This is a genomic window from Paraburkholderia sp. A3BS-1L, assembly GCF_051125215.1.
Classification (GTDB): Bacteria; Pseudomonadota; Gammaproteobacteria; order Burkholderiales; family Burkholderiaceae; genus Paraburkholderia.
The window spans coordinates 913,781-926,405 of sequence record NZ_CP120444.1 but is presented as its reverse complement, the minus strand read 5'-3'; the positions used below and the strand labels follow the sequence as shown (position 1 = coordinate 926,405).

Annotated in this window: 11 protein-coding genes and 1 pseudogene; 3 read left to right on the top strand and 9 right to left on the bottom strand. The window is 63.8% G+C overall.

Features of this window, described 5'->3' with window-relative positions; genetic code table 11:
* Positions 1-5 precede the first annotated feature (5 nt).
* A complete protein-coding gene (locus tag P5W99_RS29340; RefSeq protein WP_434664665.1) occupies positions 6-1,055 on the bottom strand; it encodes a 3-keto-5-aminohexanoate cleavage protein in 1,050 nt (349 codons plus the stop codon).
* Positions 1,056-1,078: 23 nt separating this feature from the next.
* Positions 1,079-1,474, bottom strand: a complete 396-nt coding sequence (locus P5W99_RS29335) for a carboxymuconolactone decarboxylase family protein (RefSeq protein WP_421027350.1) — start codon at positions 1,472-1,474, stop codon at positions 1,079-1,081.
* Positions 1,475-1,605: 131 nt separating this feature from the next.
* Between P5W99_RS29335 and P5W99_RS29330 the strand changes: the two genes are divergently transcribed.
* Entirely contained in the window at positions 1,606-2,697 is a 1,092-nt protein-coding gene (locus P5W99_RS29330) for an AraC family transcriptional regulator (protein WP_421027349.1), read from the top strand.
* 107 nt (positions 2,698-2,804) lie between these two features.
* Positions 2,805-3,524, top strand: coding sequence for an IS6 family transposase (locus P5W99_RS29325; protein WP_434664663.1), 720 nt, complete (start codon positions 2,805-2,807; stop codon positions 3,522-3,524).
* 314 nt (positions 3,525-3,838) lie between these two features.
* Here P5W99_RS29325 and P5W99_RS29320 read toward each other — a convergent pair whose 3' ends face one another.
* Positions 3,839-4,786, bottom strand: a complete 948-nt coding sequence (locus P5W99_RS29320; RefSeq protein WP_434664662.1) for a LysR family transcriptional regulator — start codon at positions 4,784-4,786, stop codon at positions 3,839-3,841.
* 121 nt (positions 4,787-4,907) lie between these two features.
* Between P5W99_RS29320 and P5W99_RS29315 the strand changes: the two are divergent.
* A pseudogene (locus P5W99_RS29315) lies at positions 4,908-5,351 on the top strand (RidA family protein).
* Between the two features lie 87 nt (positions 5,352-5,438).
* On the opposite strand, the gene P5W99_RS29310 reads toward P5W99_RS29315, so the two are convergent.
* The 6 genes from P5W99_RS29310 to P5W99_RS29285 form a co-directional block, all read right to left on the bottom strand.
* The gene (locus P5W99_RS29310; protein ID WP_421027347.1) at positions 5,439-6,539 is read right to left on the bottom strand and encodes an NAD(P)H-dependent flavin oxidoreductase; all 1,101 of its coding nucleotides are present in this window, start codon (positions 6,537-6,539) and stop codon (positions 5,439-5,441) included.
* Between the two features lie 29 nt (positions 6,540-6,568).
* The gene (locus P5W99_RS29305) at positions 6,569-7,849 is read right to left on the bottom strand and encodes an MFS transporter (protein WP_434664660.1); all 1,281 of its coding nucleotides are present in this window, start codon (positions 7,847-7,849) and stop codon (positions 6,569-6,571) included.
* The gene (locus P5W99_RS29300; protein ID WP_421027345.1) at positions 7,846-8,388 is read right to left on the bottom strand and encodes a YbfB/YjiJ family MFS transporter; all 543 of its coding nucleotides are present in this window, start codon (positions 8,386-8,388) and stop codon (positions 7,846-7,848) included. Before P5W99_RS29300 ends, P5W99_RS29305 begins: the two co-directional genes overlap by 4 nt.
* Positions 8,389-8,534: 146 nt before the next feature.
* Positions 8,535-9,461 carry a LysR family transcriptional regulator gene (locus P5W99_RS29295; protein ID WP_421027344.1) on the bottom strand — a complete coding sequence of 309 codons (927 nt, stop codon included), beginning with the start codon at positions 9,459-9,461 and terminating at the stop codon, positions 8,535-8,537.
* Positions 9,462-9,594: 133 nt separating this feature from the next.
* Positions 9,595-11,073, bottom strand: coding sequence for a CoA-acylating methylmalonate-semialdehyde dehydrogenase (locus P5W99_RS29290; RefSeq protein ID WP_421027343.1), 1,479 nt, complete (start codon positions 11,071-11,073; stop codon positions 9,595-9,597).
* A 264-nt stretch (positions 11,074-11,337) separates the two neighbouring features.
* A complete protein-coding gene (locus P5W99_RS29285) occupies positions 11,338-12,600 on the bottom strand; it encodes a sensor histidine kinase (protein WP_421027342.1) in 1,263 nt (420 codons plus the stop codon).
* Between the last annotated feature and the right edge of the window lie 25 nt (positions 12,601-12,625).

The following is a 12,625-nucleotide window of genomic DNA, read 5'->3' as shown; positions in this document are numbered from 1 at the left end:
ATCACTCAGGCCGCCACGCGGAATCCGCGCTGTCCGGGCTGCCGGTTAGGCGGAAGTCCAAGTGCCCTCAAGGTCTCGTCGACACGGGTGTAATGCTCACCGATGCGGTAGATGCGACGCGCGTCCTTGCCCGTCGCCACATCACGGTGCAGTTCGCGGGCAATGCGAACCATCTGTTCGACCTGCTGCACCGACGTCATGCGCTCGCCGGGCCTGCCCCAGAGGTTGTCCTCGATGCCGACGCGCACATGCAGACCCATTGCGATGGCCATCGTGTTGAGCGGCAGCACATGTCGCATCAGGCTTTCGACGGTCAGCACGGCGTTCTGTGGGCATCGATTGATGAACTCCATCAGGTTGCGCGGATTGGGGCCGTCGGCACCGCCGCCGATGGCAACCCAGTTCAGCACGAGCGGACCCGTGTAGTGGCCGCGACGGATCAGTCGCTCGACGCTCTCCAGTTGACCGACGTCGCCGAGCATGAAGTGCGGCTGGATGCCAGCGGCCTGCAGGCGCTTTAGGTGCTCCTCGACGAAACCTGGACCCGACGGAATCCACATTTCCTTGTAGGCCTGGAAATACGCCGGATGGCCGAGTGACGTGTCGCCGCAGTCCTCGGGCGTGAGCAACTCGGTGACGTTCATCTGGTTGGTGTTGATGGCGATGGTCACCTGATCGGGCGCGGGCGTGAGATTCGCGAGCATGTGGCGCGTGTCGTCGTTGAGCCACTTTGCTGCCTCGCCTTCGCCCTCTGGTGCAAACGAGATCGAACCGCCCACCTGCAGCACCATGTCGGGAACTGCATCGCGCAGGCGTGCGAGCATCTCATTGAACTTCGACAGGCGCTTGGAGCCTTTACCGTCTTCCTCACGAACATGCACGTGGAGGACGGTTGCGCCCGCGTTGTAGCAGTCAACTGCCTTCTGGATCTGCGCGTCCATGGTGAGCGCGATGTCGTCGGAGTCGGTGGGCAGGAACTGCGGGCCATAGGGCGCGACCTGGATGACGAGCTTCTCCTGGTTCTCCGGCAGCAGTGAATCATCGAGAAATTGCATGGTTCGTGTCCTTTCAGAATGGGTTACTTGTGTGAAGCTTCAACGCGGGTTGCATGTGCCGCTGTCTCTTCGAGGAGGATCGGCGCCGCTACGCTCATCGAGTGGATACCGAGTACGGATACACATTGCAGGACCGCAGTGATCTCTTCTTTCGTTGCCCCCAGTTCAAGTGCCTTGCGGATATGGCGCCGCACGCCGGGGGCGTACAGGTGCGTGCACGAGGCGTCGACGGCAATCGCGATGAACTCGATCGTCTTTGCGTCGAGGAAGCCGGACGTCATGGGCGCCGTTCCCATAGCCATGAACTTCTCAGTCCAGGCGGGATCGAGTTCCGCGAACGGCTCCCAGTTCGGGTTCCAGTTGCCGCTCGCGCGCAACGCATCGCAGACCGGGGTTGCCGTGGCGTCGGTAGCATTCATCAGAGGACTTCCTTCATGTTCGGTGTGAGGTGCCTGGATGGTCCGGCTGTGCCGTGGCCGTTCAGGGATGAACCGATTCTAGGCACCCGCTTTTTTTGAGGCTTGACTTTAGGGGTCAATTTCTTACCATAATGGGACATCTCGGGAAGTCCCTAATGCTGAAACTTGTTCGCAGTGCGAGCCTGACCCACTACGCTGAAATTGCGCGTGCCTCGGGACTCGACCCCTGGCGCATGCTCGCCGAAGTCGGGCTGCCACCGGAAAGCCTCCGCGAGGTCGACCTCAGAATCCCGGCGGAAAAGGTCGCGCTACTGCTCGAACTGTCGGCCCAGCGCAGCGAAGTCGAGACATTCGGCCTGCGCATGGCCGAGTCGCGCCGCGCGTCGAATCTCGGCCCGCTGGCGCTCGCGGTGCGCGATGAGCCGACGTTGCGCCACGCCCTGAATGCGGCGGCGCGTTACAGCCACCTGCAGAACGAGGCACTTTTCATCAGCGTCGAGGAAGAGGCGAATGTGGCGATCATTCGCGAAGAATTGTTGGCGGGCCAGGGGGTGCCGGTTCGCCAGGCGGCCGAGCTTGCGCTTGCGGTCATGTTCCGGTTGCTGCGCTTTTTCCTTGGCGAGGAGTGGCGGCCGAAAACAGTCTGCTTCACGCATGGGCCACCCGCCGACCGCACCGTGCATACGCGTGTGTTCGGGCCGAATGTCGAGTTCGGTCACGCGTTCACGGGCATCGTATGCGACGTCAGCGACCTCAGGCTGCCGCTACCGTCTGCGGATCCCGTCATGGGGAAATACGTACGGCAATACCTGGGCAACGCAGACGAAAGCGCCGACGTCCCGCTGTCCGATGAAGTGCGCAAACTCGTTTTCCTGCTGCTGCCATCGGGTCGAAGCTCAAACGAAACCGTAGCGCAGCAGCTGGGCATGAGCCGTCGCACGATGCATCGTCATCTGGCAGATGAAGGCATGACGTTTTCTTCGATACTCGAGGCGGTACGGGGCGAACTGGCGCTTCGCTATCTGGAGCGGCGCGAGCGTCCGTTTGCGGAGGTCTCGGGCCTGCTTGGATTTTCCGAACCCAGTGCATTTACACGGTGGTTCAGATCGCGGTACGGGTGCAGTCCCAGTCAGTTCGAGGCTTCAGTGCAAAGTCCGGTTGCGAAGCGACGGAAAGGACGGACCATTCCCGTGGAGGCGACGCGCGGCAAGATCAGTAGCTGACCCCGGTTGGTTTCACGATTGGCCTCCAAGGTACTGCTGGCAATTCTGGTGCAAATAGGCTCACCGGATGGGTTAAAGTGGCGATCCAATCAGTCTGGTGGCCGGATATGAGCACGAGGAAAGGTCTGGATGGGGTGTTCGCTGGTCGGCATTTTGATCGAGAAATCATTGTTCTGTGCGTACGCTGGTACCTTCGCTACAAGCTGAGTCTGCGTGATCTTGTCGAGATGATGGCCGAGCGGGGTTTGTCGCTGGCTCATACGACAATCATGCGCTGGGTGAAGCGCTTTACGCCGGAGTTCGTCAAGCGCTGGAACCGTTTCGCAACGCCGGCGGGAAAGTCGTGGCGCGTTGACGAAACCTACCTGAAGATTCGCGGCAATTGGGTCTATCTTTACCGGGCGGTTGATCGGGCCGGCCAGACAGTAGACTTCATGCTCAGGGCGAAGCGAGATGTAACTGCGGCCAAAGCCTTTGTCAGCAAGGCCATCAAACATCCGGGCCAGCCTCCAGAGAAGATCACGCTTGATGGATACGCTGCCTCGCACCGCGCGATACGCGAGATGAAGGGCGATGGCCTGTTGCCTGAGGATACGAAGGTCCGGACCTCGAAGTACCTGAACAATCTGATCGAACAGGACCATCGAAACATCAAGTCCAGAATAAACGTGATGCTCGGCTTCAAACGGTTCAGGAGTGCCGCGATCACGATTTCAGGCATCGAGTTGATGCATCGCATTCGCAAGGGTCAGTTCGACCTCCGCGCTCTCAGGCTCAAGAATGCCACTGCGCCCTCCGCATGGAATGGCGTCCTGTTCGACAAATAAGGATACCTTATTTACTGAAGGCATCTACGCCCCTACGGCTATTTGCACCAGAGCCGCTAATATGACGTTAGCCCATGGACGCCTTCCAATTGGGCTTGGGGTGCACGCATACTCGCGACGACCGGTTAACCACGTGTGCCGACCATACATCGGACACTGTGCCATGACCGCGTTGTCGTCATTGAATTCCACCTCCCTTTCGCCTTTACGTCGCCAGAAAATATGGCGGCCACCGGCGCTTCTGCTGGCAGCGTGGAGTCAGAAAAACGAACCAACGGGGAGGCTATTGCATTGGTCGTGCTCGTAGGAGACCCTTACCGCGCTCGCTTCGCGCGCGGCGCAACCGCAGGCGCCGCCAACTGCTCCACCAGAAAATCCACGAACGCCCGTACGCGCGACGTCAAATAGCGCGCATGCGGATACAGCAGGATAAACGGCCGGGTACGCCCACCCTCCTCACGCAGCACCTCCACGAGCCTGCCTTCGCGCAGATCATCCGCCACCACGAAGCGATACGTCTGGAAGAGCCCCGCCCCCGCACGCGCGAGCGTCACGCCGGCGAGCGCGTCGCCCGAAGTGCCGTAACTTCCGCTCGTGATCACATCGCCATCTTCACTGGTATTGCCGTCGAAGGTCCACGCAAGGTAACGTCCACTACTTGGCAGCTCGAACTGTATGCATTCGAACGACTGCAGGTCCGCCACGGTCCTCGGCACGCCCGCGCGCTTCAGATAAGCGGGCGTGGCCACCACCACCATCTCTGCGTCTTCCAGCTTGCGCGCGACCAGGCTGGAATCGGCGGGCGCGCGCCCGCGAATCGCCAGGTCGAAGCCTTCGTCGGCAAAGTCGATGTTGCGGTTGCTCAGATGCGTGTCGACCCGCACCTGCGGATAGCGCTCGCGAAATGCTGGCAAGAGCGGCAGCACGCGATAGTGTCCATAGGGCGTGGGCATGCTGATGCGCAGCACGCCAGCCGGCGTGGTCTGCTCGCCCGTGACTTCGCGCTCGGCGTCCACGAGTTGCGAGAGCGCCTGGCGGCACTGCTCGAAGTAGCGCCGCCCCGCATCGGTCAGGCGGATCTGGCGCGTCGTGCGCACGAACAGGCGCACGCCGAGCCGCTCTTCGAGCCGCGCCACAGAGCGGCTCACCGCGGCGGGCGTGACGCTCGCGGCATTGGCCGCCAGCGTGAAGCTGCCCAGCTCCGCCGCCTGGCAGAACAGTTCAATGCTGCCCAGCTGCAGATCATCGAATTTGCGTTGCATGCCCGTTTTCTCCTGCTTGCTTCTGTTTGCGCTTGTTGTTTTCGCTCTATCCTGAAGGTTCCAACATGAGGCGAATGCTCATTACCATTGGAGGAGAACCTCGTGTCGGTCTAACAAAAACTTGCCTAATCTCGGTCTCGCCTTGCCCGCTGCGCCGCAACCGCTCGGCAACTACACCGCCACTTTCGAGGCGGGCGATCCGCTCTTCATCTCCGGCCAGGGCCGCTCGCCAACGGCAAGCTGCGGTGGACCGGACGCGTGGATGCGGAACTGACGCTCGAACAAGGCCACGAGGCCGCGCAATTCACCGCCTTGAACGTGCTCACGCAGATCAAGCGGCGCCTCGGCAGCTTACAGCGCCTGCATCACATCGTGCACATGGAAGGCGCGAGCAGCGCCGAACGCTTTTTTTGAGCAGCCCGTCGTGCTCGACGCCGCGTCGGTTCCCTTCGCTGCCGTGCTCGGCGAGAAGGCCGGGCACGCGCGCTCCGCGGTCTCGCATCCACAACTGCCCGTGAATTTGCCCGTCGAACTCGTAGTAATCGCGCAGATTGTGACTGCCTGAAAGCGTGCTAAACCCCGCAACGGAACATCGGCACGCACCTCCGTCGCGTGTGCCGATGTTATTTCAGAGTGCGGGCGTTACCCCCGCTCAAGCCCACACCGACTGCAACATTGCGATGCTCTCGCGCGTCTCGCACTCCAGTCGCGCCACCAGCTCGGCGGCGGGCAGCGCTCGCGCGAGCGGTGCGGCCTGCCCCGCCCATTGCGCGCCATAGCCGAATTCGCCTTTGGCCTTCGCGGCCGCATTGAGCGACTTCCCCGCATCGTAGGTGATCGGATACGACGGAATGCGCGGCGCGTCCGGGTCTTCGCCTAATGCAGTGAAACGGTTGACGAGGCTGCGCGCGACGCGGCCCGAGATCGCCGCAGTGAACGTCGTATGGCGTGCCGCGTCGCCGAGCAGGGCGGCACGATACCCTTCGTCGGCGGCGCTCTCGGGGCAGGCCACGAACGCCGTGCCCAGTTGCGCCGCCTGCGCGCCCAGCGCGAGCGCGGCGGCGATGCCCGCGCCGTCCATGATGCCGCCAGCCGCGATCACGGGCACGTCGAGTTCGCTCACCAGAAGGCGCGTGAGCGCGAAGGTGCCGAGGCCATCGTCACGCGCCCGCTGATCGAACACGCCGCGATGACCGCCCGCCTCGACGCCCTGCGCGACGATCGCATCCACACCCGCCTCGACCGCCGCGGCGGCTTCGTCGAGATTCGTCGCGCTCGCAAGCAAACGGATGCCCGCGTGCTTGAGTTCGGCGATCACCGCATCGGGCGGCAGGCCGAAATGAAAGCTCACGATCGCCGGCTTTTCTTGCAGCAGCATGCTCTGCATGGCCTTGTCCGCGACGAAGCTCGTGTAGATCTCCGTAAGCGACTGTGGCGGCGTCGCGCCGTATTGCCGGAACACCGGCTCCAGCCAGTCGAGCCACGCACGCTCCACGGCCGCGTCGGGCGTGGCCGGGCGATGGCAGAACACGTTGACGTTGAACGGTTTCGCCGTCAGCTCGCGCGTCTGATGAATGGCCTTGCGCGCGTACTCTGCGCTCATCGCGGCCACGCCCAACGAGCCGAGCGCACCGGCGTTCGACACGGCGGCGGCCAGCGCCGGCGTGGCGGTGCCCGCCATGGGCGCCTGAATGATCGGTTTCTGAATGCCGAGCGAGCGCAGCAACGCCCGGTCGTTCGCTTGAGTGCTCATGTTGCGTTCCCTCAGAATGCGTTCCGGTTTCAAGCGTGTGCGCGACGCTGGGCCCAGCGCGCGAGTCCGCCGCAAGCGATCAGCAGCGCGCCGGTGGCGAAGAACACGGCGTGCAGGCCGAAGTGAACGCCGATCACGCCGCCGATCACCGGGCCTACCACCTGCCCACTGAATTGCGCCGACTGCAGATAACCGAGCATGCGGCCCGTTTTGCTTTCGTCTACCGACTGCCGCGCGAGCTTGCCGATGGAAGGTAAGAGCCCCGCGAGCGTCATGCCCATCACCACGCGCAGGCCACCAAGCTGCCACCAGTGCGTGACGAACGCTTGCGGCACCATCGCGAGCCCCGTGAGCACGAGGCAGGCGACGATCACGCGCCAGCTCCCGAAGCGGTCGGCCAGTGCGCCGAGGCGCGCCGCCGTGAGCATACTGCCAAGCGCCGAGCATGCCATGACCACGCCCGCCACGCGCGCGAGATGCGCCGCGCCCACGCCCAGACTGCCGATATAAACCGTGATGACGGGCTCGATCGACATGTTGGCGAGCAGTACCATCATCGCGGTCACGAGCAGCGCGGCCACCACCGCATAGTCGGGCCGGCGCGCGCCACTGCCCGAACCGGCCGCGGCGTTGCCTGCGTGCGGTTTCGCGTCGCTTTCCGGATGAAACGCTTCCTTCACCACGAAGATGGTCAACAGCGCCGCCACGGCGATCATCGCGCCGCCCGCGAAAAACGTGCCGCGAATGCCGATCCAGCCGGGCAGCACGCCGCCCACCAACGGCCCGACGAGATTGCCCGAGAGCGCGCCCGTTGAGAGAATGCCGAGCGCCCAGCCCGCTCGCTCGCGCGGCGCCTGGGTGCCGACCATCACGGTGGAAGCCGACGCGTATCCACCTACGAGGCCGGCGATCAGTCGCAGCGCGACGAGCTCGTACACATTGTGCGCCACGCCGATCAGGGACATCACGACGGCCATGCCGATGGCCGCGCGCACGAGCATGGGCTTGCGCCCATAACGGTCCGCAAGGCGCCCCCAGAGTGGCGCGGTGAGCGCTGTGCCGAGAAAGGTCGCGCCGAATGCCACGCCCGACCACTGGATCACGGCGGACTGCGAGGTCACGCCGAGCTGCCGCACATAGAGCGGCAGGAACGGCAGCAGCATGCTGAGGCTCACGAGCGTCGTGAACGAGCCGATCACGCACACGGCGAGATTGCGCCGCCAGTACTGGACGTTGCGCTCGGCGTAGCCGCGCGGCTGCGGCCTGGTCTGCCGTAGCGCAGCCGACGGGGAAGATACGGTGGTATTCACTTGGCCCTCAACGCGGAGAAGAGATCGACGAAGAGCGCGAGCACGAGCGCCGCGGCGCCGATCGCGAACAGCACGAGGTAATTGCCGCCGCTCGACGAGAACACGAACGACAGGCCGTAGGCCGCAACCGCCTGCATCACGGCGAAGCTCGTCGTGGCCCGACTCCACGCGTCTTTCACGGCGGACGGATGGTGCGCGAGCAACTCGTTCACGCGGCCGAGCACGAGCGGCACGATGCCGGGCGTGAATGCGCCCACCAGCACCGCCGACACCATGAGACCTTCCGTGCCGAAGAGGCCGAGCGCTGGAATGGCGCCCGCGAGCAGCGCACCGGCCAGATAGCCGCCCAGGTTGGCGGCGCCGAGGTAGGCAGCGGTCGAGGCCGGAAACCAGTGCGCGCCGATGATGGCGGGCAACAGCGGCGTGTAGGCGAACCGCGCGAGGCCAATGCCGATGAGGCTCGCGCAGGCCCCCGCGAGCGTGCCCCGCCACACGTTGAAGGCCGCGGGCGCGGACGGATTCGAGACGGCTTGATGCATGGTGATTCCCGGCGGGCGAGCAATGAAGCGCCCTGAAGATGGAAGTCAGTCTAGGTTAGATCGCGCATCGAGAGAATGAATGGGGTACGGAAGTCATTCTTCCGTATCGCGAACGAATGGGCGAACGTCCCTCAGGCGAATGCCGCTCAATCGGCGTCAGTAATGCGCCGGGCCTGCTCGAAGTACTCACGCAGGCGTGGCGCGGCGAAATCGACGAAGCTGCGCACCTTCGGCACCGAAAGGCGCCCGTGCGGCGTGACAAGGTTCGCGGGCAGCGGCCCATGCTCGCTGTCGCGCAGCACGATCTTGAGCCGGCCCGCCTCGACCTCCTCGGCCACGTGATAGGAAAAGAGCCGCGTGACGCCATGCCCCGCCACGGCCGAAGCCCGCGCCGCGCGTATCGTATTCACGATGAAGCGCGGCGAGAACTGCACGACCTGGGGCAGCGCGGTCTGGCGCGCCGCCGGGAAGCTCCACGAGTCGAGCCCGAAATGCGTCATCGAAATGATCGCGTGGCCCGCGAGATCGGCGGGCGCCGCGATGGCCGGATGCGTGGCGAGATAGCCGGGCGAAGCCACCACCACGCGCCGCACCTCGCCTACCGGAATGGCGACGAGCGTCGAATCTTGCAGATGCGCGATGCGCAACGCCACGTCGATCCCCTCGTCGACGAGGCTCACCGGCCGGTCGAGCAGGTGCAGGCGCAGCGACACCTCGGGGTGACGGTCAAGGAATGCCTCGATCATCGGGCGCAGCACCTCTTCGCCCACGGCCACGGCCGCCGTCACGCCCAGCAGCCCGCGCGGCGCGGAGCGTTCGTCGGCTGCGAGCAGATCGGCTTCTTCGAGATCGGCCAAAATGCGCCGGCACGCGAGGACATAGCGCTCGCCGGCGTCGCTCAGCCGGATCGTGCGCGTAGTGCGGTACAGGAGCGGCGTGCCGGTGTGCGCTTCGAGGAACGCAATGGCGCGGCTCACCGCAGCGGGCGAGCGGCCAAGACGCCGGCCGGCACCCGCGAGACTTCCCTCGTCGAGCGTGGCGACGAAAACCTTCATGGCGTCGATTCGGTCCATTGCGTGTTTCCGGCATGCTGGTGGCTTTGTTCTGTGAACCCCGCGTCGATATTAGCGGTTTATTGCCTGCGCCATGGCGGCGCCCCGATAGCCGGCCATACCCGCGCCGGCTATCCTCAAGCGCACGGCGAATTCACGCGTCGGGCCAGCGCTGCGTCACGCTCTTGTAGCGCGTATAGAAGCGCACCGCTTCCTCGCCATATGCATGATGATCGCCGAACAGCGAACGCTTCCAGCCCCCGAACGAATGCCACGCTGACGGCACCGGACTCGGCATGTTGATGCCCACCATGCCGATTTGAATCTGCCGGGTAAACGTACGTGCTGCCGCGCCATCAGCCGTGAACAGCGCGACGCAATTGCCCAGTTCGTGTGCATTGACGAGTTCAATCGCACTGGCGAGATCCGGCACGCGCACCACAGAAAGCACCGGCCCGAAAATTTCTTCCCGGTAGATCTTCATATCCGGCTGCACGTCGTCGAAGAGCGAGCCGCCGAGGAAGAAGCCCTCCTCGTGCCCCGCCATGGTATGACCACGCCCGTCCACCACGAGCTTCGCGCCAGCGGCGACGCCCGCGTCGATATAACCCAGCACCTTGGTGCGATGCGCGGCGCTGATGAGAGGCCCCATATCCAGATCTGGCTGCATACCCGCACCGATGCGCAGCGCGCGCACGCGCGGTGCGAGACGCTCGATCAATTCGTCGCCAATGCTCCCCACCGCCACCGCCACCGAAGTCGCCATGCAGCGTTCGCCCGCCGAGCCGTATGCCGAATTGATCAGCGCATCGACGGCCTGATCGAGATTCGCGTCGGGCAAGACGACGAGATGATTCTTCGCACTGCCCAACGCCTGCACACGCTTGCCGCGTTTGGCGCCCTCTGCATAGATATATTCGGCCACCGGCGTGGAGGCGACGACGGACATCGCGGCCACGTCGGGATGCTGAATCAGCGCATCGACGGTGCCCTTGTCGCCGTTCACCACGTTGAAGACACCTTTGGGAAAGCCCGCCTCGACAAAGAGTTCCGCCAGCCGGATCGACGACGTCGGCGTGCGCTCCGAAGGCTTGAGGATGAACGTGTTGCCGGTCGCGGCAGCCATGACGAACATCCAGCATGGCACCACCACCGGGAAATTGAACGGTGTGACGCCGGCAATCACGCCCAGGGGTTGGCGCAGATTCCAGCTGTCGACGCCGCTGCTGCTTTGATCGGTGAAACCGGTCTTGAGCAGGTTCGGAATGCCGCACGCGAATTCGACGATTTCGATACCGCGCATGACCTCGCCCTTTGCGTCCGAAAAAAGCTTGCCATGATCGCGCGTAATGAGTTCGGCAATTTCGTCGAGGTGCGCCTCGAGCAGTTCCTTGAACTTGAACATCAAGCGCCCGCGCTTGAGGGGTGGGGTTTCGCTCCACGCCGGGAATGCAGCCTTGGCAGCCGCCACGGCTGCGGCAACCTGATCGGCGTTAGCAACCGGTACGCGTGCAGTAATACGGCCCTGCGCCGGATCGTACACGTCGTTGAATCGCCCGCTCGTTCCAGCGGCGCTTTGACCGTCGATGAAATGATTCAGTTGGCGCACCGCGCCCTGGTTTGCTTCGCTCATACGTCCTTCCTTTAAGGGGATTTGGGCGCTGCCCGCGGATAGAACAGAGTTCGCATTGCAGCGCGCATCAAGTCAAGTGGCCGGGCATCTCCATGACTCCCCGCCAGGACCGGCAGTCATTGACCGCCGACGAGAACAGTCTACGTATTACGGCTCCCGGCTGATGGGCTAGCTGCGCCGGTTTGGGGACATTCCGGGCTCATTTCCGGCCATCGCGGCAAAGCGGAAATCGCCGCGATCTGAAGGGTCGAATGGGACGCAGCGCTAAATGCGCGCTGGCAACGAAGCTTGACGTTGTGCGGGGAGCGTGAAATGGAAGCTGGCGCCGACAGGGTCGTTTGCCGTCACCCATAACTGCCCGCCGTGGCTTTGCACGATCGAGCGGCAGATGGGCAACCCCATGCCGAGACCATCGGGCTTGGTAGTGAAAAAGGCCTCGAATATGCACTCGAGGTAGCCGGCGGCGAGTCCCGGCCCGGAATCCTGCACGGTAATGCAAAGCTCGGTATCGTCGGTCCTGCCCGTCTGGATCAGCAGCTTGCGCTTGCCGGCTTTCATGTCGCTCATCGCTTCGAGGGCGTTGATCATCAGATTGAGCATGACCTGCTGCAGTTGCACCCGGTCGCCCTGAACGCGCGGTAACCCCTCCGCAAGCTCCACCGTGAGTTCGACACCGGACTTGCTGGCTTCGCCGCGCATGAGCGCGATCAGTTCCCGAATCATGTCGCTGACATCGAGCCCGTCTGTACGCAGCGGCTCTTTTTTGAAGTAGGTGCGGGTCCTGTCGACAATGCCATTGGCGCGGACGCAATCCGCGACGATCCTGGCGAGTGCGAGACGCGCTTCGTCGAAGTTTGGCGGGCAGCCCGCGAGCCAGCGCAAGGCGGCGCTCGCGTACGCTGCGATAGCGGTAATCGGCTGCTTCACTTCGTGGGCGATCGACGCCGATAGATGCCCCATCGTCGCCACGCGGTTCGAATGCGCCAGCACCGTCTGGAGTTCACGGTAGCGTCGCTCGCGGTCGCACACATCCTGTTGCGCGCGCTTCGGCTCAGTCAGCTCGAGTATGAACGCGACGCCCTGCCCCTCACGGTCGCCGAATGCCGCCGCGCCGACCATGACGGACACGCGGCTGCCGTCCTTGCGAGCATATTCCTTCTCGAACGGTTTGGCGCTGCCACTGGCCTGCAATTCGGCATTCACACGTTCGTCGCGCTCATGCCATTCCGGCGGCGTCAGGTCGGGCCAGCGAATCTGCCCCGAACGGAGATCTTCGCGGGTGTAACCCACGATGCGCAGAAACGCATCGTTGGCCTCGACGACATTGCCTTCGAAGTCCCATATATCGATGCCGATGATATTGGAGTCCACGAGGCGCCGCACCTTTGCTTCGCGCTCCTGAAGATCGGCATACAGACGCGTATTGTCTTTACGCCATGCGAGCGCCGCAGCATCACCGATTGTCCTGAACAATGATGAGCGGATACAAGGAGCCTGCGAAGCCTCGACGCAAGGCAACCTGGGCATCACTGCGTCTCTCTGCAGGATCGGC

Excerpts from the sequence above, each read along its gene's own strand:
- P5W99_RS29340 (WP_434664665.1), bottom strand. The coding sequence starts at position 1,055 with ATGCAATTTCTCGATGATTCACTGCTGCCGGAGAACCAGGAGAAGCTC.
- P5W99_RS29335 (WP_421027350.1), bottom strand. The coding sequence starts at position 1,474 with ATGAATGCTACCGACGCCACGGCAACCCCGGTCTGCGATGCGTTGCGC.
- P5W99_RS29330 (WP_421027349.1), top strand. The coding sequence starts at position 1,606 with ATGGGACATCTCGGGAAGTCCCTAATGCTGAAACTTGTTCGCAGTGCG.
- P5W99_RS29325 (WP_434664663.1), top strand. The coding sequence starts at position 2,805 with ATGAGCACGAGGAAAGGTCTGGATGGGGTGTTCGCTGGTCGGCATTTT.
- P5W99_RS29320 (WP_434664662.1), bottom strand. The coding sequence starts at position 4,786 with ATGCAACGCAAATTCGATGATCTGCAGCTGGGCAGCATTGAACTGTTC.
- P5W99_RS29310 (WP_421027347.1), bottom strand. The coding sequence starts at position 6,539 with ATGAGCACTCAAGCGAACGACCGGGCGTTGCTGCGCTCGCTCGGCATT.
- P5W99_RS29300 (WP_421027345.1), bottom strand. The coding sequence starts at position 8,388 with ATGCATCAAGCCGTCTCGAATCCGTCCGCGCCCGCGGCCTTCAACGTG.
- P5W99_RS29295 (WP_421027344.1), bottom strand. The coding sequence starts at position 9,461 with ATGGACCGAATCGACGCCATGAAGGTTTTCGTCGCCACGCTCGACGAG.
- P5W99_RS29290 (WP_421027343.1), bottom strand. The coding sequence starts at position 11,073 with ATGAGCGAAGCAAACCAGGGCGCGGTGCGCCAACTGAATCATTTCATC.
- P5W99_RS29285 (WP_421027342.1), bottom strand. The coding sequence starts at position 12,600 with ATGCCCAGGTTGCCTTGCGTCGAGGCTTCGCAGGCTCCTTGTATCCGC.